The following is a 21533-nucleotide window of genomic DNA, read 5'->3' as shown; positions in this document are numbered from 1 at the left end:
TGACGGCGGGCAGCGGTTGGTTCAAGATCCTTGCCCCCACGGAATCTGCAGGGGGATGCTTCGCCCTTGCCAGATTTCAGGCAACCGTGCCGGTGAAGCTGTCACGCAATTCACGTTTCAGCACCTTGCCGATATGGCTGCGCGGTAATTCGTTCACCAGCACCACGGCGGCGAGGCGCTGGGTCTTGCCCACTTGCGCGTTGGCGGCGGCGCGCAGGCTTTCCGGATCGGCACCGGGCGCCACCACAAAGGCAACGGGGGTTTCGCCCCAGGTATCGGAGGCGACGCCAACAACGGCGGCCTCGATGACGCCGGGCACGGTGAGCAGCACGGCTTCGATGTCGGATGGATAAATGTTGAACCCGCCCGAAATGATCATGTCCTTGGCGCGGTCCATCAGCGTCAGGAAGCCGTCTTCATCGAGCCGGCCGATGTCGCCGGTGCGCAGCCATTCCTTGCCTTGCTCGTCGATCCAATAGGCCATGGCGGTGAGATCGGGGCGGTTCTTGTAGCCGTTCATGGTGGCCGGGGATCGGCCGACGATCTCGCCGGGCGTGCCGGGGGGCACATCGTTGCCGTCTTCGTCGATGATCCGCACGTCGTGGCCGGGCTGCGGCTGGCCCACGGTGTGCAGCTTGTCTGGATGTTCGTGAGCCGCGAGCATGAAGCCAACCCCGCCTTCGGTCATGCCGAAAAACTCGATCAGCCCGCCGGGCATGCGGCGCAACACTTCGGCTTTCAATTCAGCAGCGAACGGCGCGGAGGTGCAGAATTTCATCTGCATCGCCGACAGATCGGCCGCGTCGAAACCGGGATCGGCAAGCAGGCGGCGGTATTGCACCGGCACCAGCATGGCGTGGGTAACGCCATGGGCTTCGGCTTCGGCCAGCCACCGGGCGGTATCGAATTTCGGCATCAGCACTGCGGTGCCGCCCCACGCCAAGGTGGGAATGAAGCTGACCAATGTGGTGTTGGAATAAAGCGGGGTGGAGCAAAGGGTGACGCATGCCGGCCCATAGCCGATGCGGCGGCCGCCGGTGATGTGCAATGACCGCATGGCACAGCTTTGCACGATGCCCTTGGGCGTGCCGGTGGTGCCGCTGGAATAGATGATGTTGAAGCCGACATCCGGATCAAGCGGGGCCAGCGGCGGCGCCAGTGCCGTGGGATCGATAAAGCCGTTCAGCCGATCGAGATCGACCAAAATCAACGCACCCAGCACGTGGGCAAAGGCCGCACGATTAGGCGCATCGACAAAAACGAAGCGCGCCCCCGAATCGGCGATCATGGCAGCGATCTGATCGGGCGTGGACGACGGGGCCAGCGGCGCGATGGTGGCGCGCAGGCGCAGCACGGCGGCCCACAGCACGGCATAATCGACACTGGACAGCGCGATGCTGGCAACGCTGTCGCCGGGCTTGACACCGCGATCGGCCAGCGTGCCGGCAAGCTTTTCAGCACGGGCGACGAAATCGCGCCAATTCAGCTGATCGTCGCCGCAGATCACGGCGGGATGGTCAGGGCGGGCCGCCGCGTTGGCAGCCAGAGCGGCGGGGAAATCGAATATGCTATCGGTCATGAGCGGGACGGTGCGCACACCCAGCCGCCCTGTCCACCGCTGAAATCAGGCAGCCTGCTTCAGGGGGGCCGGCACGGTGATCAGTGACGGCATTTCGCCGTTCAGCTGTGTCAGCGCGCGGGCGTGGGCATCATACTGGGCCTGCAAGCGAGCGACGTGCACCGGATCATTGCCGTTACGGGTGAGGGCATCGGCCAGCAGCTCGGCGCCCGAAACCAGCTGGGCAATCTTGCGCTGCTTGCGGGCATCGAGCTGGCGCGGCCCGTGCGTGAAAAACCACACCACCGGCACCAGCACCAGGGCGTAAGTGAACACGATCATCAGGATGGTCACGGCGTTGTTGGCCAGCATCGCTTCAGCTCCGAAAGAAATCAAGGTAACACGCTACAGTCATGCACCCTTCGCAGTGCGAATGACAAGGCTGTAATGGCGGCGCCAGTCCGATGCGGCCAGCGGCTTGGCAGCAGGCCATTTTGTTGCAGCGCGCGAAAAAGGGCGGCGGCCAAACTGACCACCGCCCCTTTTTGAGCGAAATGCGCTTGTCAGATCGACTGCAGGTTCACAGCCGCCTGCTTGCCGCGGCGATCTTCTTCCAATTCGAACGAGACGCGCTGGCCTTCGTTCAGATTGGCAAAGCCGGCGCGTTCCACGGCGGAGATGTGGACGAAGGCATCCGGCGCACCATCGTCGCGCTGGATGAAGCCGAAACCCTTGGCGCCATTGAAAAACTTCACCGTGCCGTCAACGCGCTCACCCGTCGTTGACGGGGTGCGTTCACGCGACGGACGGCGTTCCATATCGCCGCCATCGCGCGATTCGCGCGGTTCACGCGCCTCACGGGGTGCGCCGTTCTCCACCGGCATCGGCTCGCCTTCGATCTTGAGATCGATGGCCGAAACCCGGCCATTGCGTTCGGAAAGGGTGAATTCCATCGGCTGGCCATCAGCAAGCCCGGTCAGACCAGCGGCTTCCACCGCCGAAATGTGCACGAACACGTCTTCGCCGCCGTCTTCACGGACGACAAAACCAAAGCCCTTTTGGGCATTGAAGAATTTCACCGTACCGCGCCCAGTGCCGATTACGATGCCAGGCGTCATCTCCCGGCGCGGACCAGCGCCACCGAAGCCGCCACCACCGCCGCCGCCGCCGCCACCGCCGAAGCGGCTGCCGCCACAGCCGCCGAAGCCGCCGCGATCACCGCCGCCACCGCCGCCGCCGAAGCCGCCGCGATTACCGCCGCCGCCACCGAAACGGTCACCGCCGCCGCCGAAGCCGCTGCCGCCGCCGCCAAAACGGTCACCGCCGCCACCGGCGGCACTGCGGCCCTTGTCCTCAAAGCTCTCGAAGCCACCTTCGCGCTTATCAAATCCACCGCGTCCGGGACCACGTCCCCGTCGATCAAAGCTCATTTAATTTCCAAATCCGTAGCTGTCTGTCTGAAATCGGCGCTTGCTGGGCGATGCGATGAATTATTCACAACATGCGGTCCAGATTGCCCCACTACCGGAAGTAACCGAAAAAGGGGCTGGACGCGAGTCGAATATTGGTGGGTGAAAACCCCTACCAGCGCCCCTACCAACGACGCCGCGTGACCAGTGCCGCCAGCGCGCCGGCCGCCAATGCTGCCATCACGGCGGCCAGCCCATAGAGCAGGCTGTTTTCCTGCGCCATCACATAAACCCAGCGTTCGAAACCCGATTTCCCGATCACGAACGGCGCCGAGGTGCTGGCCAAAACCCGGCCCTGGCGAACAAGGTGGATTTCGGCGGTGTAATCGCCCACCGGCACCGCCGCTGGCAGTGCGATGCGCGCAGCATAAAGCACGCCGCGGGTAATCTGAACGCCGCCCGGTCGTTCGGCGAACAGCCCGGCCTTTTCGCGCGCCGCGATCAGGCCGGCTTCAAAGGCGCGGCTGATCTCGTCCTCCTCGCCGCTGGCCGGTGACAACTGCAGGTTGCGGATGCCGATTTCATAGATGGCGGTCGTGCGTTCATCGGCCAGCGCGGCGATGGGCCGGGTGGTCGCCACGGCATAGAAACCCGGCACCGATTCAAACCGTACACCCTTGGCATTCACCCAAATGCCGGCGATGCGCGCCTTTTGGCGCACTGTTACCGGCGCCGACGGCCCGCGCACCACCACGGCAATATCGGGCGGCGCATCGGGCACTGTGCCTTGCGGATATTGAATCGCACCGAACACCAGCATTTCGGAGCCACGAAAGGTTGTGTTGATGTCGATGCGTGCCTGGGAAAGCTGGGTGATCAGCCGGATCGGCGCAGCACCGGCCAGCATCAGCCACAAGCCGATGGCCAGACACGCGCGCGCCGTCATGCGCCCTCGAACAAGGCAAAGGGTTCGGCCGGCGTGAGGGTGAGGCCGACCAACAGCCGGATGGCGACGGCGAGCACGATCAGCGCCAGTGCCAGCCGCAACCGATTGGGCGAGAGTTTCTGCGCCGCCCGCACGCCCAGCTGCGCGCCGGTCACCCCGCCCACCAGCAGCAGCAGCGCCAGCACGATATCGACGCTTTTGGATGCGGTGGCGTGCAGCAGCGTTGTTGCCGCCGTCACGAAGATGATCTGGAACAGTGATGTGCCCACCACCGCCTGCGCGCGCATGCCCAGGATATAGACCATCGCCGGCACCATGATGAAACCGCCGCCGATGCCCATGATAACAGTGAGCACGCCCACGCAGGCGCCAAGCAGCAGCGGCGCCAGCGGCGAGATATACAGGCCGGAACGGGGAAAGCGCATCTTCCACGGCAGCGCCGCCACCCACGGCAGGTGGCGGCCGCGGCGCGTTGGCAGCGCTTCGCAAGACCGAGCCGCCTTCAACGCCGCCAGTGCATCGCGCAGCATCAGGCTGCCGATCGCCGACAGGAAGATCACATAAACCAGGCTGATCACCACATCGATCTGGCCGAGTTTTTGCAGCACGGAAAATACGACCTGCCCGATGCCGGCTCCGACCAGCCCGCCGGCAACCAGCACGCCGCCCATGCGCAAATCAACCTGGCCGCGTTCAAAATAGGCCAGCGCGCCCGAGACCGACGAACCGGTGATCTGCGTGGCGGAGGAGGCGACGGCGACAGCCGGCGGGATGCCGTAAAAGATCAATAGCGGCGTGGTGAGAAAGCCGCCGCCCACCCCGAACATGCCCGACAGAAAGCCAACCGCCCCACCCAGCAGGATGATGAGCAGCGCATTCACCGACATTTCGGCAATGGGCAGATAGATGTCCATGCAGTGGCAACGTTACGGGCTGGGCGGGGAAAAGGGAATCCCGGAGTGAAGTGTCCTTACCCCAAGGCAATTATCGAAAGCTGCCGGCCATAATCCGGCTCACCGCGGTGGGTGGTGCGGCGGAAGCTGAACCAGCGCGCGCCGTCCTTGTAGGTGTCCACCCCCAATGCTGCCACGGTGCGCACCCCGGCGGCGGCGAGGCGGGCGGCGATGAAGCCTTCCAGATCGAACTGATATTTGCGACCATTGTGGCCGGGCTTGCTGCCAAAAGCGCCCGGCATGAAGAACGCATCATGCTCAGGGTCGGCGGCGCAGAACCGGTCGCGAAAAGCCAGATCGACCTCGTAACTGGCGCGGGCGATGGTCGGCCCGATGGCGGCAACGATGCGCTCGCGCCGGGCGCCGAGTGCCTCCATCGCCGCCACTGTCGCTGGGCCAATATCGGCAAGCGCGCCTTTCCACCCCGAATGCGCCGCGCCGATGACGCCGGCGGCGGCGTCGGCAAAAAGGATCGGCGCGCAATCGGCGGTGAGGATGCCGAGCGCGAGGCCGGGCGTGGCGGTGACCATCGCATCGGCGGGCGGGCGCGCGTCATCGGGGAAGGCGGCGGTGACGGGGATGACCGTGGCCGAATGCACCTGATGCAGCGTCACCAGCGCCGCCTGCGGAGCAATTGCACCGACCGCGCGGCGGCGGTTTTCCAGCACATGGCCGCGATCATCGCTGCTGCCCAGCCCGACATTCAGGCTGGCGAACACACCCTGCGACACGCCGCCCAGGCGCGTGCAAAAGCCGTGGCGCACCCCTACCAGCACGGGCGCGGTGAGGAATTCTACAGTGTCGCCCGGCACAGGATATCCTTGTCGGCTTGGGTGCCCACCATGAAGTGGTAGGGCGCAATTTCCGCAAATCCGTGGCGAGCATAGAAACGCCGCGCACGGCTGTTTTCGGTGAACACGCTCAGCCAGATTTCGGGCGCGCCGCGTTTGCGCGCCTGATCCTTGGCCCACTCGGTCAGCGCGTCGGCGATCTTGAGGCCGTGCCACGGCTTGTAAAGATAAAGCTGGCGCAGCTCCATCGCGCCGGGGGCGGGATCGGGGGCCGGCAGCATCAGCCGGCTGATCTTGCAAAACCCGATCGGCGCGCCGCCGGTCAGCGCAAAGCGCGCCTGGATATCGGCATCCGCCAGTTCGGCGGCATAAGCTGTATCGCTGCCCTGCGCGAGGAAGCTCGCCAGATCGTCAAGTTTGTACAGCGCGCCGAACGCATCGATGAAGGTGGCGCGCGCGATACCGCCCAACACCTGCCCATCGGCCGGGCCAGCATCGCGGTAGCTGATCGCCGACTGGTTCATGCACCTGCCCCTTCAAGGCCCCGATTGCCAAATCCGGCCGGCACCGGCCAGCCCGGCGCGGTTACGCCCACGGCGCGGAAAATCGCGCCCATTTGTTGCGGCGCTGTCAGCCGCAACACCGCGGCGGTAACGGCGCCAGCTTCATGCGCGGGCTTGCCCTGTTTCAAGGCCTCGGCCCGCGCCGCGATGCCAAGATCCCCGAGCAGCGCGCCTTGCGCCACCGGGCCATGTACGGCCAGCCCGCGCCCGTGCGCGATGGCGGCGAGCGCGCTGAAATCGACATGCGCGGTGAGATCGTGGGTGCCGGGATCATGGAACGGGCTGACCCGTCCGCCGCGATGCACGGCCTGCAACGTGTCGAGCGGCACGCTCTCGATCACCTGGCCGCCATATCCGTAATCGACAATCAGCATGGCGCCGCCCTGCGCTGCCAGCCGGCCTGCCAAATGCCCCAGAATCGCCTGCGCGGCTTCGCTCCATTCCGAATTGGGGCCTTCGGCGGCCAGCCACGCGGGGCCAAACAGGCCAGATTCAAAACCGACATGCAATTCAGTGCCCGCGCGACGCTGGCGGATCGGCAGCGCATCGAAAAATTCGTTGGCGACGATGATCAGCGGGCGATCGGTGGGCAATTGATCCACGCGATCGTGCCACTGCGCCGACCAGCCGGCAAGTCGCGCGCGCTGGACGGCGCGCAGGGCCAGGCTGGTTTCGACCAGATGGAGCCCGGCGCTGGCAACAAAGCCCGGCAGCCGGCCCAGCAAACGCAGCGCATCGGCCATCAGGCTGCCGTGGCCAGGGCCGAGTTCAACCAGATGCAGCGGCGGCTTGCCCGCGCGCAGCCACAGATCACCCACCCAGCCGCCGATCATCTCGCCGAACATCTGGCTGATTTCCGGCGCGGTGGTGAAATCGCGGCCCAACGGGTCTTCACCGCCGTAATAGGCGGCATTGCACGCGGCCATCCACGCATCCAGCCGCAGCGGGCCGTCGGCTGCGATGCGGGCCGCCAATATTTGCGCGAGGTTGGAGGTGGAGCTCACGCCGATACGGGCTTGCGCACCAGCGCCATCACCAGCAGGAGCAGCCCGGCAGCGATCAGCGGCAGCGTGAGCGTCTGGCCCATTGTGAGGCCGCTTTGCAAAATACCCAATTGCCGATCCGGCTCGCGATAATTTTCAACGATGTAGCGCGACAGACCATAACCGATGCCGAACACGCCCGCCAGCAACCCGGGCCGCAGCCGCGCCGGCGTGAACCAGAACAAAAGCGTGAGCAGAATGAACAACACGCCGCCTTCAAGGCCAGCCTCATACAGCTGGCTGGGGTGCCGCGGCTCCGGGCCGGCGTCGGGGAAAATGATGCCCCAATCCGTGCCGGTGGGGCGGCCCCACAGCTCACCATTGACGAAGTTGGCCACACGCCCCAGCCCCAGGCCCAGCGGCGTGACGGTGGCGACAAAATCCAGCAACCGCAGGCCGCTGTATTTGGCGAACCAGCCGTGCAGAAAACACGCGGCGACCACCCCGAAACAGCCGCCATGAAAGCTCATGCCGCCATCCCACAGGCGCAGGATTTCCATCGGATCGGCCATGTATTTGCCGGGATTGTAAAACAGCACATAACCCAGCCGGCCGCCGCCGATCACGCCAAGCGTTGCCCAGGTGATGAAATCGTCGAGCTGTTTTTCGCTGAGCGGAGCGGCGGGCTTGCGGATCATGCGGCTGAGCAAAAACCAGGCCCCGGCGATGCCGACAATATAGGCCAGGCTGTACCAGCGCAGCGCAAACGGCCCCCATTCACTGCCGGCGATGGTGAACGCGGGAATAGTGAAGGCGTCGGGCCGCACCGGCAGCGCAGCGAAATCCACGGCCGCCGTCATCAGATCAGGGAACATCTTGCCTCTACATCATCTGCCAGCTTTGCGCGGCACGCCCGGCGCAGCATAAGGTGACCCAAGGATATTTCCAGTGGGAGACGAATAATGTCAGATCTCGAGGCATTCCGCGCCGATACGCGCGCCTGGCTGGAAGCAAACTGCCCGCCCGAAATGCGCGAGCCGATCCGCGAAGATGACGACGTGTGCTGGGGCGGCCGCAGGGTCACATTCAAGAACGAGGCCCAGCGCCTGTGGCTGGAGCGGATGGGCGCCAAAGGCTGGACGGTGCCGGAATGGCCCAGCGAATATGGCGGCGGCGGGTTGACCCGCGACGAAACCAAGGTGCTGAGCGAAGAATTGCGCCGCATCAAGGCGCGTTCGCCGTTGTCCAGTTTCGGTGTGTGGATGCTCGGCCCGGCGCTGCTGAAATATGGCAACGAAGCGCAGAAGCTGGAGCATCTGCCCCGAATCGCGCGCGGTGAGATTCGCTGGTGTCAGGGTTATTCGGAACCGGGCGCGGGCTCTGACCTCGCCTCGCTGCGGACCAGTGCCGAGGACGTTGCTGATCCAGTGGGGGGCGACCATTATCTCGTCAACGGCTCCAAGGTGTGGACGTCTTACGCCGACAAGGCAGACTGGATTTTCTGCCTGGTGCGCACCGACAGCAGCGGGCCCAAGCATCAGGGCATCAGTTTCCTGTTGTTCGACATGGCATCGGAAGGCGTTTCGACCAGCCCCATCAGGCTGATCTCCGGCTCGTCGCCGTTTTGCCAGACGTTTTTCGACAATGTGAAGGTGCCCAAGGAAAACCTGATGGGCACCCCCGGCAAGGGCTGGGACATCGCCAAATATCTGCTCACCCACGAACGCGACATGATCGGCGGCAGCGATTCCACCGGTGGCGGCCAGCGGGACAGTGTGTCGAACATCGCCAAACGGCTCATCGGGCTGGATGCCGCGATTCTGGCCGATACCGCGCTGCGCACCGACATCGCTCGTCACGAGATGAACGCGCTGGCGTTTTCGCTGACAATGGAGCGGGTGCTGGCCGAAGCAAAAACCGGCCAAGGCACGGGTGCCTTGAGTTCGATGCTGAAATATTACGGCACCGAGCTCAACAAGGAACGCATGGAACTGCTGATGTCGATCCGGGGTTCGGACGGCCTGGTGTGGGAAAGCCTTGGGGAAGGCGAAGAAAAGGGAGAGGGCGATCTGGCCCGCTCGTGGCTGCGCAGCCGCGCCAATTCCATCGAAGGCGGCACATCGGAAGTGCAATTGAACATCATCGCCAAGCGCGTGCTCGAACTGCCGGGAGCCTGATCAATGCCGCTTATCCTCACCGACGACCAGCAGATGATCCGCGACAGCGCCGACGGGTTCTTCAAGGACGAAGCGCCCGTGTCTCAGCACCGCGCCTTGCGTGATGCGAAGGACGCCGCCGGCTTTTCGCGCGATGCCTGGGCCAAGATGGCCGAGATGGGCTTTGCCGGGGTCCTGGTGCCCGAAGCCCACGGCGGGGCCGACATGGGGCATGTGGCCGCCGGCATCATCATGGAGGCGATGGGCAAGAATCTCAGCGCCGCGCCGATGCTGTCCACCGCCGTGCTGGGTGCGACCGCGCTTAAATGCGGCACGCCCGAACAGCAGGCCAAATATCTGCCGCTGATCGCAAAAGGCGAACATTTGCTGGCGCTGGCCGCCGATGAAGCCGCGCGCCACAAGCCCAACCATATCGCCGCCACCGCGACGCCGTCGGGCAACGGTTTCAAGCTGAACGGCATCAAGGGTTTCGTGCTCGACGGCGCAGCAGCAGACACGCTGATCGTGGCGGCGCGCACCGGCGGTGACACCGGTGACAAGGCCGGCATCACGCTGTTCCTGGTCAATCCGCAAGCCGATGGCGTGAAGATCGACCGGCGCTCGATGGTGGACAGCCGCGGCGCGGCGCGCGTCACGCTGGCCGATGTGCAGGTCGACGGCGCCGACGTGCTGGGCGCTGTGGGCGAAGGCTTTGCCATCCTTGAAAAGATGCTCGACGCCGGCCGCGCCTGCCTTGCGGCCGAGATGCTCGGCGTGTCGGGCACCAGCTTTGCGATGACGGTGGATTATCTCAAGCAGCGCGAACAGTTCGGCCAGAAGATCGGCAGTTTCCAGGCCCTGCAGCACCGCGCCGCGCATCTGTTTTGCGAAATCGAATTGGCACGATCTGCCACATTGAAGGCGCTGCAGGCCCTCGACGAAGGCAGTGACCGCGCGCCGATGTTCGTCTCCCTGGCCAAGGCCAAGGCCGGCGAGGTGGCGATCCTCGCCAGCAACGAAGGCGTGCAGATGCACGGCGGCATCGGCATGACCGATGATTACGATATCGGATTTTTCATGAAACGCGCCCGCGCCGCGCAGGAGACGTTCGGCGATGCGGCCTTCCACAGCGACCGGATTGCGCGAACCTTGGGGTATTGAGCGCTTGCACTTGCAAGCAACACCCGGCGTGGCATTAAGAAGATGTAACAGAGCCTCGAACAGCGGCCGCACCAGCCTTGGGAGACGATTGCCATGAAATCCGCACTTGATGCCGCCATTGACGATGTTGTTGCCGGCATCACCGCCCCCGGCGGCGCGCTGGGCGTGGGAGCGGCGGCTGTGCACGGCGTCACCCTGCCGGTGTTTGCCGCCGCGCCGCCCACCATGCGCGAATATATGGCGTTTTTCTTCGCCGCTCAGGGCTCCAAGGAATTCATTGTATTCGGCGACGAACGGCTGACCTTTGCCGACGTCTATGCCCGCAGCCTGCACTTCGCCGCCATGCTGCAACACCGCCACGGCATCGCCAAGGGTGACCGGATCGGGGTTGCCATGCGCAACTATCCGGAATGGGTGATTGCCTATTGCGCCTGTGTCCACATGGGCGCGGTGTGCATCCCGATGAACGCCTGGTGGACCGCCGACGAGATGGATTACGGCATCCGCGATTCGGGCGCCCGCCTCGTGATCGCCGACGAGGAGCGCGCCCGCCGCCTCGCCACCCTGTCGTGCAGCGCCATCGTGATCACTGTGCGCACTTCGAACGAAGTCGCAAGCCAGTTGGGTTTCGTGTGCGCCGAGGATGAACTGGCGGCCAGCCCCACCACCATGTGGTATTTGCCCGAATTGTCTCCCGAGGATGATTGCACGATCATGTACACCTCGGGCTCAACCGGAACGCCCAAGGGCGCGGTTTCCAGCCACCGCGCACAGGTTTCGGCGTCGATGAATTATCTGGTGATGGGTCTGGCGCTACTGGAATTGTCGGCCAAGCAGGGCGTTGCGCCTGCCGAACAGCAGGTCATGCTGCTCAACGTGCCGCTGTTCCACATCACCGGGCTAGTGCCGGTGCTGCTGGTGTCCTTCGCCATCGGCCGCAAGATGATCATCATGCACAAATGGGATGCCGGCGAGGCGCTGCGCCTGATCGAGAAGGAGCGCTGCACCTATTTCGTGGGCGTGCCGACGATGAGCCTTGAACTGATGCAGCATCCCGATCGGCACAAATATGATCTGTCTACGCTGGTGGATATCGCATCCGGCGGCGCCCCGCGCCCGCCCGAACATGTCGAACGGCTGGCGCATGAATTTACCGGCAAGCACCCGGTGCAGGGCTATGGCCTGACTGAAACCAACGGTGTGGGCGCCGGCAATATTCGCGAAAATTACCGCGCCAAGCCGGCCAGCACCGGCCGCGCCTCGCCGCCCCTGGTCGAAATCCGCATCGCAGCCGGCGATGGCCCGGTGGGCGACGCGCTGCCGGCCAGCGTGGTGGGCGAGGTGTGCATCCGTTCGGTGGCCAACTGCCGCGGATACTGGAACAAGCCCGAAGCCACCGCCGCCGCCTTTGTGGGCGATGGCTGGTTCCGCAGCGGCGATCTGGCGTATCTGGATGACGAAGGCTATTTGTTCATCGTCGACCGCAAGAAGGATATCATCATCCGCGGCGGCGAGAATATCAGCTGCCAAGAGGTCGAATCCGCCATCTATGCCCACCCGGCGGTCGCCGAAGTGAGCGTGTTCGGCCTGCCCGACGAACGGCTGGGAGAGATTGTCGGCGCCGTTGTCTATGCCAAGCCGGGCGAGCATCTCGATCCGGATGCGCTGGTGGATTTCCTGAAAAGCGGGATGGCCGCCTACAAGATTCCGGCCAAGTTGTGGATGAGCACCGATCAACTGCCAAAGCTGGGTTCGGCAAAGATCGACAAGGTGACGCTGCGCAAGCATTATCGCGAAGTGTGGGCTGCAAAAGCAGCCTGAACCGGGAGACGACCAATGTTCACGACCATGCTGGAAGGCACCAAGGCCGATTGGATGCACATTGCTGGTGCGCACATGAAGCACCAGCAATCTGCCGCCGCCGATCAGATCATCGATTCGCTCAGGCGGCTGGAGGCCATCGAGGTCGGCTTCGGCGCCAACCAGCTCGTCCACAGCCTGATGACCGCCACGCTGGCCCGCCGCGACGGGGCCAATGATGAAGAAGTGGTGGCCGCGCTGTGTCACGACATCGGCAAATTGTTCAGCATCCCCAATCACGGCGCCATCGCCGGTGAGATGCTAAAACCCTATGTGTCGGACGAGATTTATCACGCCATCGTCCACCATCAGGATTTCCAGGGCCGTTATTATTACGAGCATCTGGGCAAGGACCCGGCCGCGCGTGAGAAATATCGCGGGGAGCCGTGGTTCGATATGGCCGAAAAGATCGTCGACCGCTGGGACGCACCGGCGTTCGATCCGGATTACGATGTGGACACGCTTGAGAGTTTCGAGCCCGAAATCCGCCGGGTCTTCGCTGCACCGAAGCGAGGGATTTGACGGCGGGACACTTGCGCAGTTGACGGGTACTTCGACCGCCGGCCGCGCCGCCTCCCCGTCCTACCCCCCGAAACGCACCTGAACCGTGATTGGCCCGCCGGGCGGCACATCGGTAAGGCTGCTGGCAAAGGCCAGCGTTTTGCCGGGGCCCACAGTGGTCGCGGGCGGCGGGATGGTCCAATCGCCCGCCCGTTCGCCGGCCACGAGCAGGCGGGCGCGGAGCGGCGGGACGGTCACGGCAGCGGCGCCGGGGTTGTGGATGGTGCCAGTCACTTCCAGCAGCGCGCCGCCGCCGGGCAGGCGCGTCACGCGGCTTTCTGCTTTCACATCAGGCCGATGCGTTGCGGGCGCGAGGCGGGACAGCGCTTCGGGCAGCGCTTCGGGATCGACGCGGCCCACCCACAAGCCAACCGATGCCGTGGTGAGCGCCGCGCCCAGCACGGCCGCCACCAGCCATTTTGCCCAGGCGGCGGTGGGCCGGCGCGGCGGCGGTGGTTCAGGTTCGGGATCTGGCGCCGGCGCCGGTGCAGGCAGGGGCGGCGGCGGCAGGCTGGCGGCGCGCGCCTCTTCCTGCACGGCAGCAACCGCTTCATCCTCGTCAATCTCTTCGGCGGGCACCCAGCGGTGGCTGCAGGTGCCGCACTTCAGCCTGGGGCGGCGCATCACCACGCCCACCGCCACCCGATATTGTGCACTGCAATTGGGGCAGGAAACGATCACATTTGCACCATAGACAGGCAGGCGCGGCGGGGAAAGGGGGCGCTTGCGGGCGGCGCTCACGCCGAATGCTTGCGAGCACGGCGGCATCAGGGCAAAGGCTGGCGTGCCATGCATGATCTGAAATATCTCCGCGCCGAACCTGCTGCCTTTGCCGCCGGCCTTGCCCGACGCGGCGTGAGTGATGCGGCTTCGGGTTTGCTTGCCGCCGATGCGGCACGCCGCGCCGCCGAGACAAAGGCACAGGAGGCCCTTGCTCGCCGCAACGCCGCATCGAAAGAAATCGGCGCTGCCATGGCCGCGAAGGACAGCGCCAAAGCCGACGCACTGAAAACCGAAGTCGCTGGCCTGAAAGACGAGATCGCCGCGCTGGAGGAAGCTGCCCGCACTACCAGCGCCGCTGCCGAAGCCTTGCTGGCGAGCCTGCCCAACCTGCCCGCCACCGATGTGCCCGACGGCGCGGACGAGCGCGGCAATGTCGAAGTGCTGCGATGGGGCACACGGCGCGATTTCGACTTTGTGCCGCTGGAGCATGACATTGTCGCGGCGAAGCTGGGCTATGATCCCGAAGCCGCCGCCCGCGTCGCCGGCGCGCGCTTTGCCGTGCTGCGCGGGCCACTGGCGCGGCTGCAGCGGGCGCTGGGCCAGTACATGATCGACGTGCAGACCAGCGTTGGCGGATTCACCGAAGTCGCCGCGCCGTATCTGGTGAAGCCCGAAGCTGCTTTCGGCACCGGACAATTGCCGAAATTTGCCGAAGATCTGTTCCAGACCACCGACGGCCGCTACCTCATCCCCACCGCCGAAATGAGCCTGACCAATCTGGTGGCCGGCGAGATCATCGATGCTGGCGTGCTGCCGATCCGCATGACCGCGCTCACCCCCTGTTTCCGCAGCGAAGCCGGCAGCGCCGGGCGCGACACGCGCGGGCTGATTCGTCAGCACCAGTTCGAAAAATGCGAACTGGTGACGATCTGCACGCCCGATCAGGCGCAGGCCGAGCATGCGCACATGCTGGAATCGGCTGAGGCCATCTTGCAGGCGCTTAACCTGCCGTATCGCCGGATGCTGCTGTGTGCCGGCGACATGGGCTTTGCGGCGCGGCGTTCGTTCGATCTTGAAGTGTGGTTGCCAGGCCAAGGCGCCTACCGCGAAATCAGCTCGATATCGGATTGCGGCGAGTTTCAGGGCCGCCGCATGAACGCGCGCTGGAAAGTGGCAGGCGAGAAGGGTTCACGTGGCCCGGTAAACACGCTCAATGGTTCCGGCCTCGCCGTGGGCCGCACGCTGGTGGCAGTGATCGAAAATTATCAACAAGCCGATGGCAGTGTCATCATCCCCGATGTGCTGCTGCCCTACATGGCCGGTATCGACCGGCTGGAGCCCTGATCCCATGCGCATACTCGTGACCAATGATGACGGCATCAACGCCCCCGGCCTGGTGGCGATGGAAGCCATTGCCGCGCAATTGTCGGACGATGTCTGGGTGGTTGCGCCGGCCGAGGAACAATCAGGCGCCGGCCACAGCCTGACCCTGAGCCAGCCGGTGCGCTTGCGCGAAATCAGCCCGCGCCGATTTGCGGTGAAGGGCACGCCCACCGATTGCGTGATGCTGGCGCTGGGGGCGGTGCTGGAAGATCACAAGCCTGATCTGATCTTGTCGGGCGTCAACCGCGGCGGCAATCTGGCCGAGGATGTGACCTATTCGGGCACGGTTTCGGCCGCGATGGAAGGCTGCCTTGCCGGCATCCGTTCCATCGCGCTGAGCCAGGTGATGATGGATTACACCGCCGGGATGGAGGATTTCTCCTGCGCCGCCGCGCACGGTGCCGCGATCATCAGCCGGGTGATCGCGTCGGAATGGGGCGATGGCGTGCTGATCAACATCAACTTCCCGCCGGTGCTGGCCGATACCGTGAAGGGCGTGCGGGTTACCGAGCAGGGCTTCCGCGATTATGGCAACATCCACCTGGTCAAGCGCATCGATCCGCGCGGTTTTCCGTATTATTGGCACGGTTTCGGCAAGGAAAAGCCGGCTCCCGGCCACGAAACCGATCTGAAGGCGATGCACGAAGCCTGCATTTCGGTGACGCCGCTGCATCTGGACATGACGCATTACCAGTCGATCGCCCGGTTGAAGACGGCGCTGGCCGATCTGGCCGAATCCTGAAACGAAAAGCGGCGACGGATTGCCCCGCCGCCGCGGCGGCCTTCGCTTTCCTTGCCGCCACGCCGCCGCTATCAAGGCGCGATGGCAAGGCTGAAGATGATGCTGCGGGCAGGCGCGGGTGCAATGGCGGCGCTTGTGCTGCTGTCTGGCTGCATGTCCGGCCGGCCGCAACCCGCGGGGCGCCCAACAGCACGCACTGCAGCCCGCCCAACACCCCGCCCAATACCCCGCACTGCGCCCCGCACTGCGCCCAAGCCCGCTACGGCCAACCCGGTCGCCGCGCGCGCCGCACCACGACCGCCGCGCCCGGCGGTATCGCCGCGCACGGATTGGGTGGCGCGGCGGGTGGTGCCGGCAGCTATGGTCACGCCGCAAGGGCGCTTTCACGCGGTGAAGGCCGGCGAGACCGGCATCGCCATCGCCCGCGCGTACGGTTTGGTGTGGCGCGATCTGATTGCGCTCAACCAGCTGCGCGAACCCTTCGTGCTCGCCGTGGGTCCGCGCCTGCGCCTGCCAGGGGTGTTGGGGGTGTCGGGGGTGCCGGCACGAACGCTGGAACAGCGCGCCCGCGCCTTCGATCTGTCCATCGACGACGTGATGACCGGCGGCCAGCCCGCTGCGGGCCGGGTTACCAGGGGCGCTGCCGCCAATGCCCCGCCGGCAGCGCTGCCCACCATCACCGGCGACGCACCTGCCTTCCGCTGGCCGCTGCCAGGCCGGATCATTTCAGGCTTTGGCGCCAAACCCGGCGGCCGCTTCAACGACGGCGTCAATCTGAAGGCCAGCAATGGCGAGGCCGTGCGCGCCGCCGGTGATGGCGTTGTGGCCTATGCCGGCGATGCGATTGCCGGCTTTGGCAACCTGCTGCTGGTGAAACATGCCGGCGGCTGGGTTTCGGCCTATGCCCACAATGAAGCGCTACTGGTGGCGCGAGGGAGCCGCGTGAAGGCCGGCGAGGCGATCGCCCGCGCTGGTCAATCGGGCGCGGTAGCCGAACCCCAGTTGCATTTCGAACTGCGGCGCGGGCGCACGCCGGTGGATCCGGCCAAGGTGATCGGCGGGCGTTAGTTGATGACGCCCGTTGGCGGGCGTTAGTTGATGACGCCTGTTGGCGGGCGGTGGATTGACTGGAGGTCTTGCATCTTGGCGCAAAACAACGCACGGCGCAGCGCCATGAGCCTCAGCCTAGATACTGCACCAAAGATCGGGATGGTGTCCCTGGGTTGCCCCAAGGCGCTGGTCGATTCCGAACGCATCCTTACCCGGTTGCGCGCCGATGGTTATGCGCTGTCGGGCGATTATGCCGGCGCCGACGTGGTGATCGTCAACACCTGCGGTTTTCTCGACAGCGCCAAGGCCGAAAGCCTGGAAGCCATCGGTGAAGCCATCGCCGAAAACGGCAGGGTGATCGTGACGGGCTGCATGGGCCACGAGGCGGACGCCATTCGCGCGCGCTTCCCCGCCGTGCTCGCCGTGACTGGCCCGCAGCAATATGAAGCGGTGGTGAGCGCGGTGCACGAGGCCGCGCCGCCCGTGCGATCGGCCTTCGTCGATCTGGTGCCCGATGCCGGGCTGAAACTGACACCGCGCCATTATGCGTATGTGAAGATTTCCGAAGGCTGCAATCACACCTGCGCCTTCTGCATCATCCCCAGTTTGCGCGGGCGGCTCGTCAGCCGGCCGCCGGCGGCAATCCTGCGCGAAGCGGTTGCCCTGGTGAAAGCCGGCGCCAAGGAATTGCTGGTCATCAGCCAGGACACGTCGGCTTACGGCGTGGACCTGCGCCATGCGACCTCGACGCTGGGCGGCACCGAGCGCCGCGCGCATATCCAGGATCTGGCGCGCGCGCTGGGCGAAACCGGTGCGTGGGTGCGGCTGCATTACGTGTATCCCTATCCGCACGTGGACGACCTGATCCCGTTAATGGCGCAAGGCCTCGTGCTGCCCTATCTCGATATCCCGTTCCAGCATGCCAGCCCATCGGTGCTCAAAGCCATGAAGCGCCCGGCCAACGAGGCCAAGGTGCTGGAACGCATCCACAAATGGCGCAGCATCGTGCCCGATCTCGCCATCCGTTCCACCTTCATCGTCGGCTTCCCCGGCGAGACGGAGGCGGATTTCCAGTATCTGCTGGATTGGCTGGAACAGGCGCAAATCGACCGCGCCGGCTGCTTCAAATATGAAGCGGTGGACGGTGCGCAGGCCAACGCGCTGCCGGGTGCGGTGCCGGAAGACGTGAAGGAAGAACGCTGGCACCGCTTCATGGCGCTGCAATCGCGCATTTCGGAAAGCCGGCTGCAAGCAAGGATCGGCCGCACCATCGACGTGCTGATCGACGAAGTGGACGAAGAAGGCGGAGCTTCGGGGCGGAGCAAATATGACGCGCCCGAGATCGACGGCATGGTGCATCTGCGCGATTGCAGCGGTGTGCAGCCGGGCGACATCGTCAGCGTCCTGATCGAGGATGCCGACGAGACCGACCTGTTCGGAGTAATGATTTGACCGATTTTGCCGCGCTGCTCGGCCCCGCCGATGGCCAGCCTTCGGTGCCCTTGATCACGATCACGGCGGCCGGGCTGGACGGCTGGCTGGCGGCACAAAGCGAGCGGGTGCGGGTGGCGGTGGCGGCGCAAGACTTCAAGGCGGCGGCCGACAGTGTGGCCATCCTGCACGGCGATGGCCCGGCGGATTGGTTTGTGGCGGCCGGCGTGGCACAAGCGCCGCAGTTGGGCCCGTGGGCGCTGGCAGCGGCAGCGGCGCGCCTGCCGGCCGGGCGTTATGCATTGGCCGGCGACGAACACCATGGCGAGATGGGCCAAGCGGGGCTGGGCCAAGCGGGGCTGGGCTGGTGCCTGGCCCAGCACGTGTTCAGCCGCTATCGCCGCGGCGAACCCAAGGCTGCGCGCGTGCTGGCCACCGCAAGCCTTGGCGCGCTGTCTGCTGCCGTCAGCGAAGCCCGGGCCACGGCGCTGGTGCGTGATCTGATCGACACACCGGCCTGCGATCTGGGGCCCGCCGATCTGGCGCAGGTGGTGATCGACACGCTGCGCCCGCTGGGGGCCGATGTGCAGGTGACCAGCGGTGAAGCGCTGCTGGAGAAGAATTTTCCCGCCGTTCACGCCGTCGGCCGTGCCGCACACCAGGCCCCGCGCCTGATCGAGGCGATGTGGGGCGATGCCGCGCACCCGGTGGTGGCGATCATCGGCAAGGGCATCACCTTCGATTCTGGCGGGCTCAACATCAAGCCCGGCAGCGGCATGGCGCTGATGAAGAAGGACATGGGCGGCGCTGCCCACGCGCTGGCGCTGGCGCGGCTGGTGATCGAAGCGAACTTGCGGGTGCGGCTGCACCTGATCATCCCGGCGGCGGAAAACGCCATCAGTGCCAATGCCATGCGCCCCGGCGACATCATTGCAACGCGCGCCGGCAAGACGGTGGAAATCACCAACACCGATGCCGAAGGCCGCCTGGTGCTGTGCGATGCCATCGCGCTGGCGGCCGAGAAGAACCCGGCGCTGATCATCGATTTCGCCACACTCACCGGCGCAGCGCGGGTGGCGCTGGGGCCGCAATTGCCGGCGCTGTTTGCCAATGACGATGCACTGGCCAGCGAATTGACGGCCGCCGGCATGGCTGTGGGTGATCCGCTGTGGCGGCTGCCGCTGTGGGCGCCCTATCACGACATGCTGAAATCAAGCCTGGCCGACATGGTGAACAGTGCCGATGGCGGCTTTGCCGGCGCCATCACGGCGGCGCTGTTCCTCGAAAAATTCGTGCCCACCGGCACACCCTGGGCGCATTTCGACACCTTTGCCTGGAACAACGCCGCCCGCCCCGGCCGCCCCAAGGGCGGCGAAGCGCTGGGCTTGCGCGCAAGCTGGGCGCTGCTGCGGAGCCGTTACGGATGAGCTGGGTGCTGAAGGGACCAGCGCAGCAGTTTGAACCACGCGAGTGGTTTTCCGGGCCGGACATGGTGGAACTGGGGCTGGCCGGCGAGATCGGTTCGGTGCGCTATGTCGAACCGCGCGCGCTGGTGTGCACCGCGCCGCGCCTGACGCTGCACAAGGGCCCCGATGCCGCCGCCGAGGCAGTGAGCGAATTGTTGTTTGGCGAAGGTTTTGAAATCGTCGATGTAAAGGCGGGTTTTGCGCTGGGCCGCTGCCTGCACGATCGCTATATCGGCTGGGCGGCGTTCGATGCGCTGGCGCTGCCCGGAGCTTTGCCTGGAGCCGTCCCGAGCGCTGAGCCTGCCCACCGCATCACCGCGCGGCGGGCGCCGGTGTTCGCTGCGGCCAGCATCAAGGCCGCGGTGCATCACGAATTGCCGTTTGCGGCGCGCGTGGCGGGTGAAATGGCGGGCGATTTCCTCACGCTCCATGGCGGCGGCTTCGTGCATCAGCGCCATGTCGAACTGGCGCCCACCACGCGCTTTGCCGCCGCTGCGCTGTTTGCCGATGCGCCCTATCTGTGGGGCGGCCGCAGCCCCGACGGCGTCGATTGTTCCGGGCTGGTGCAACAGGCGCTGGCGGCGGAGGACATCACGCTGCGCCGCGACACCGATCTGCAACGGCAGGACGGCGAGCCCGCGGCGTTTGGCGCCCGACAGGCCGGTGATCTGCTGTTTTTCCCCGGCCATGTCGGCCTGCTGCTGGACGACGACCGCTTGTGCCACGCCAACGCGTACTGGATGCGCGTTGTGACCGAGCCGCTGGCGGATGTGATCGCGCGGCTGCCGGATGCGCCCGAGCCGGCGGTACGGCGGTTCAAATAAAACGCGAACGGCTGCTCAAAGCCACTCCGCAAGGTTCGTTGGCGGAGTTCGTCCCCGCCAACGCTCACCTCACGTCTTCGGTTTGACAAACTTCAACGTCATGCGGTCACTCTCGCCGATGGCGGCATATTTGGCCTTGTCGGCTTCGCCTTCGGCATAGTTCGGCGGCAGCGTCCACACGCCCTTGGGATAATTGGCCTTGTCCTTGGCATTGGCGTTCACCTCCGACGAAGCAGCCAGCTTGAAGCCGGCCTTTTCAGCCAGCATCTTCACATACGAAACTTTCATGTAACCGCTGGTCTTCATGTCGGCATCAGCGCGGGCTTCGGGCAGGCGGTGTTCGACCACGCCCAGCGTGCCGCCCGGCTTCAATGCCTTGAAAAAGGCGTTGAACGCGTCCTGATCCCAACTGTTCATGTGCCAGTTGTGGACGTTGCGAAAGGTGAGCACGACATCGGCGCTGCCCGGTTCGACGATATCGGCGACGCCCTTGCCAAACGTGCCGATGCCGATGTCGCCGTAAATCGCCTTGTCGGCATATTTGGTCTTGAACGCCTCGACGCTTTTGGCGGCGTTCACCGATGCCAACGGGTTGGCGAGGCCGGCGACATATTTGCCGTTGCCGCGCATCGCCGGGGCCAGGATTTCGGTGTACCAGCCGCCCGCCGGGGAGATTTCCACCACGGTCTGGCCGGGTTTCACGCCCAGGAACTTCAGGGTTTGCGCCGGGTGGCGATACTGGTCACGAGCCTTGTTGGCATCGCTGCGCCACGCGCCGGCAATGGCGCTATCAATCGGGCCAGCGGCGACGGCGGGCACAGCGATGGCAGTGGCGGCCACGATTGCGGCAAGCGCGAATGAACGGATCATGATGTTTCTCCCCAAAGGAACGATGAGCTGATGGGTAACCCCGTGTGCTGCACCCTGCAAGGCGGGAGATTGCGCGGGCGTGAACGGCCTGCCAAAGCGCGGC

General features: G+C 65.3%; 21 protein-coding genes. 10 read left to right on the top strand and 11 right to left on the bottom strand.

Annotation, left to right across the window (positions count from 1 at the left end; translation table 11 throughout):
• Window positions 1–76: 76 nt before the first annotated feature.
• The 9 genes from ACESL8_RS05410 to lgt form a co-directional block, all read right to left on the bottom strand.
• Window positions 77–1579, bottom strand: a complete 1503-nt coding sequence (locus ACESL8_RS05410) for a class I adenylate-forming enzyme family protein (RefSeq protein WP_372916610.1) — start codon at window positions 1577–1579, stop codon at window positions 77–79.
• A 45-nt stretch (window positions 1580–1624) separates the two neighbouring features.
• Window positions 1625–1930: a hypothetical protein gene (locus tag ACESL8_RS05405; protein ID WP_372916609.1), complete on the bottom strand. Its 306-nt coding sequence runs from the start codon at window positions 1928–1930 to the stop codon at window positions 1625–1627.
• Window positions 1931–2121: 191 nt separating this feature from the next.
• The gene (locus ACESL8_RS05400; protein ID WP_372916608.1) at window positions 2122–2988 is read right to left on the bottom strand and encodes a cold-shock protein; all 867 of its coding nucleotides are present in this window, start codon (window positions 2986–2988) and stop codon (window positions 2122–2124) included.
• Window positions 2989–3151: 163 nt separating this feature from the next.
• The gene (locus ACESL8_RS05395) at window positions 3152–3913 is read right to left on the bottom strand and encodes a TIGR02186 family protein (protein ID WP_372916607.1); all 762 of its coding nucleotides are present in this window, start codon (window positions 3911–3913) and stop codon (window positions 3152–3154) included.
• Window positions 3910–4827, bottom strand: coding sequence for a sulfite exporter TauE/SafE family protein (locus ACESL8_RS05390; RefSeq protein ID WP_372916606.1), 918 nt, complete (start codon window positions 4825–4827; stop codon window positions 3910–3912). The genes ACESL8_RS05395 and ACESL8_RS05390 overlap by 4 nt, the downstream gene beginning before the upstream one ends.
• 56 nt (window positions 4828–4883) lie before the next feature.
• Window positions 4884–5678, bottom strand: a complete 795-nt coding sequence (pgeF, locus tag ACESL8_RS05385; protein ID WP_372916605.1) for a peptidoglycan editing factor PgeF — start codon at window positions 5676–5678, stop codon at window positions 4884–4886.
• On the bottom strand, window positions 5660–6181 hold the full coding sequence (locus ACESL8_RS05380; RefSeq protein ID WP_372916604.1) for a GNAT family N-acetyltransferase: 522 nt from the start codon (window positions 6179–6181) through the stop codon (window positions 5660–5662). The genes pgeF and ACESL8_RS05380 overlap by 19 nt, the downstream gene beginning before the upstream one ends.
• Window positions 6178–7224, bottom strand: a complete 1047-nt coding sequence (locus ACESL8_RS05375) for a class I SAM-dependent methyltransferase (RefSeq protein ID WP_372916603.1) — start codon at window positions 7222–7224, stop codon at window positions 6178–6180. Before ACESL8_RS05375 ends, ACESL8_RS05380 begins: the two co-directional genes overlap by 4 nt.
• Complete coding sequence (lgt, locus tag ACESL8_RS05370) at window positions 7221–8078, bottom strand: prolipoprotein diacylglyceryl transferase (RefSeq protein ID WP_372916602.1); 858 nt, start codon at window positions 8076–8078, stop codon at window positions 7221–7223. The genes ACESL8_RS05375 and lgt overlap by 4 nt, the downstream gene beginning before the upstream one ends.
• A gap of 87 nt (window positions 8079–8165) precedes the next feature.
• Here lgt and ACESL8_RS05365 point away from each other — a divergent pair, with 87 nt between their 5' ends.
• The 4 genes from ACESL8_RS05365 (at window position 8166) to ACESL8_RS05350 (ending at window position 12902) form a co-directional block, all read left to right on the top strand.
• Window positions 8166–9380: an acyl-CoA dehydrogenase family protein gene (locus tag ACESL8_RS05365; RefSeq protein ID WP_372916601.1), complete on the top strand. Its 1215-nt coding sequence runs from the start codon at window positions 8166–8168 to the stop codon at window positions 9378–9380.
• A 3-nt stretch (window positions 9381–9383) separates the two neighbouring features.
• Window positions 9384–10520 carry an acyl-CoA dehydrogenase family protein gene (locus ACESL8_RS05360; protein ID WP_372916600.1) on the top strand — a complete coding sequence of 379 codons (1137 nt, stop codon included), beginning with the start codon at window positions 9384–9386 and terminating at the stop codon, window positions 10518–10520.
• Between the two features lie 93 nt (window positions 10521–10613).
• Window positions 10614–12341, top strand: coding sequence for a class I adenylate-forming enzyme family protein (locus ACESL8_RS05355; RefSeq protein WP_372916599.1), 1728 nt, complete (start codon window positions 10614–10616; stop codon window positions 12339–12341).
• A 15-nt stretch (window positions 12342–12356) separates the two neighbouring features.
• The gene (locus tag ACESL8_RS05350) at window positions 12357–12902 is read left to right on the top strand and encodes an HD domain-containing protein (RefSeq protein ID WP_372916598.1); all 546 of its coding nucleotides are present in this window, start codon (window positions 12357–12359) and stop codon (window positions 12900–12902) included.
• A 60-nt stretch (window positions 12903–12962) separates the two neighbouring features.
• Here ACESL8_RS05350 and ACESL8_RS05345 read toward each other — a convergent pair whose 3' ends face one another.
• Complete coding sequence (locus tag ACESL8_RS05345; RefSeq protein ID WP_372916597.1) at window positions 12963–13682, bottom strand: MJ0042-type zinc finger domain-containing protein; 720 nt, start codon at window positions 13680–13682, stop codon at window positions 12963–12965.
• 48 nt (window positions 13683–13730) lie between these two features.
• On the opposite strand from ACESL8_RS05345, the gene serS reads away from it, so the two are divergent.
• The 6 genes from serS (at window position 13731) to ACESL8_RS05315 (ending at window position 20560) form a co-directional block, all read left to right on the top strand.
• Window positions 13731–15008 (top strand): serine--tRNA ligase, encoded by a 1278-nt coding sequence (gene serS, locus ACESL8_RS05340; RefSeq protein WP_372916596.1) that lies wholly within the window; start codon window positions 13731–13733, stop codon window positions 15006–15008.
• A 4-nt stretch (window positions 15009–15012) separates the two neighbouring features.
• Window positions 15013–15789, top strand: coding sequence for a 5'/3'-nucleotidase SurE (surE, locus tag ACESL8_RS05335; RefSeq protein WP_372916595.1), 777 nt, complete (start codon window positions 15013–15015; stop codon window positions 15787–15789).
• A 345-nt stretch (window positions 15790–16134) separates the two neighbouring features.
• The gene (locus tag ACESL8_RS05330; RefSeq protein ID WP_372916594.1) at window positions 16135–16857 is read left to right on the top strand and encodes a peptidoglycan DD-metalloendopeptidase family protein; all 723 of its coding nucleotides are present in this window, start codon (window positions 16135–16137) and stop codon (window positions 16855–16857) included.
• A 105-nt stretch (window positions 16858–16962) separates the two neighbouring features.
• Entirely contained in the window at window positions 16963–18291 is a 1329-nt protein-coding gene (gene rimO, locus ACESL8_RS05325; protein ID WP_372916593.1) for a 30S ribosomal protein S12 methylthiotransferase RimO, read from the top strand.
• The gene (locus tag ACESL8_RS05320; protein WP_372916592.1) at window positions 18288–19697 is read left to right on the top strand and encodes a M17 family metallopeptidase; all 1410 of its coding nucleotides are present in this window, start codon (window positions 18288–18290) and stop codon (window positions 19695–19697) included. Before rimO ends, ACESL8_RS05320 begins: the two co-directional genes overlap by 4 nt.
• A complete protein-coding gene (locus ACESL8_RS05315; protein WP_372916591.1) occupies window positions 19694–20560 on the top strand; it encodes an NlpC/P60 family protein in 867 nt (288 codons plus the stop codon). The genes ACESL8_RS05320 and ACESL8_RS05315 overlap by 4 nt, the downstream gene beginning before the upstream one ends.
• Before the next feature lie 69 nt (window positions 20561–20629).
• On the opposite strand, the gene ACESL8_RS05310 is transcribed toward ACESL8_RS05315, so the two are convergent.
• Entirely contained in the window at window positions 20630–21430 is an 801-nt protein-coding gene (locus ACESL8_RS05310; RefSeq protein WP_372916590.1) for a class I SAM-dependent methyltransferase, read from the bottom strand.
• Between the last annotated feature and the right edge of the window lie 103 nt (window positions 21431–21533).

The organism is Sandarakinorhabdus sp., assembly GCF_041689835.1.
GTDB lineage: Bacteria > Pseudomonadota > Alphaproteobacteria > Sphingomonadales > Sphingomonadaceae > Sandarakinorhabdus.
Note: the sequence above shows the minus strand (reverse complement) of the source record. Positions and strands in the feature narration are given on the sequence as shown.

What these genes read in the sequence shown, in the direction of transcription:
- ACESL8_RS05410 (WP_372916610.1), bottom strand. Translation starts at nt 1,579, where the DNA reads ATGACCGATAGCATATTCGATTTCCCCGCCGCTCTGGCTGCCAACGCG.
- ACESL8_RS05405 (WP_372916609.1), bottom strand. Translation starts at nt 1,930, where the DNA reads ATGCTGGCCAACAACGCCGTGACCATCCTGATGATCGTGTTCACTTAC.
- ACESL8_RS05400 (WP_372916608.1), bottom strand. Translation starts at nt 2,988, where the DNA reads ATGAGCTTTGATCGACGGGGACGTGGTCCCGGACGCGGTGGATTTGAT.
- ACESL8_RS05395 (WP_372916607.1), bottom strand. Translation starts at nt 3,913, where the DNA reads ATGACGGCGCGCGCGTGTCTGGCCATCGGCTTGTGGCTGATGCTGGCC.
- ACESL8_RS05390 (WP_372916606.1), bottom strand. Translation starts at nt 4,827, where the DNA reads ATGGACATCTATCTGCCCATTGCCGAAATGTCGGTGAATGCGCTGCTC.
- ACESL8_RS05380 (WP_372916604.1), bottom strand. Translation starts at nt 6,181, where the DNA reads ATGAACCAGTCGGCGATCAGCTACCGCGATGCTGGCCCGGCCGATGGG.
- lgt (WP_372916602.1), bottom strand. Translation starts at nt 8,078, where the DNA reads ATGTTCCCTGATCTGATGACGGCGGCCGTGGATTTCGCTGCGCTGCCG.
- ACESL8_RS05365 (WP_372916601.1), top strand. Translation starts at nt 8,166, where the DNA reads ATGTCAGATCTCGAGGCATTCCGCGCCGATACGCGCGCCTGGCTGGAA.
- ACESL8_RS05360 (WP_372916600.1), top strand. Translation starts at nt 9,384, where the DNA reads ATGCCGCTTATCCTCACCGACGACCAGCAGATGATCCGCGACAGCGCC.
- ACESL8_RS05355 (WP_372916599.1), top strand. Translation starts at nt 10,614, where the DNA reads ATGAAATCCGCACTTGATGCCGCCATTGACGATGTTGTTGCCGGCATC.
- ACESL8_RS05350 (WP_372916598.1), top strand. Translation starts at nt 12,357, where the DNA reads ATGTTCACGACCATGCTGGAAGGCACCAAGGCCGATTGGATGCACATT.
- serS (WP_372916596.1), top strand. Translation starts at nt 13,731, where the DNA reads ATGCATGATCTGAAATATCTCCGCGCCGAACCTGCTGCCTTTGCCGCC.
- surE (WP_372916595.1), top strand. Translation starts at nt 15,013, where the DNA reads ATGCGCATACTCGTGACCAATGATGACGGCATCAACGCCCCCGGCCTG.
- rimO (WP_372916593.1), top strand. Translation starts at nt 16,963, where the DNA reads ATGAGCCTCAGCCTAGATACTGCACCAAAGATCGGGATGGTGTCCCTG.
- ACESL8_RS05315 (WP_372916591.1), top strand. Translation starts at nt 19,694, where the DNA reads ATGAGCTGGGTGCTGAAGGGACCAGCGCAGCAGTTTGAACCACGCGAG.
- ACESL8_RS05310 (WP_372916590.1), bottom strand. Translation starts at nt 21,430, where the DNA reads ATGATCCGTTCATTCGCGCTTGCCGCAATCGTGGCCGCCACTGCCATC.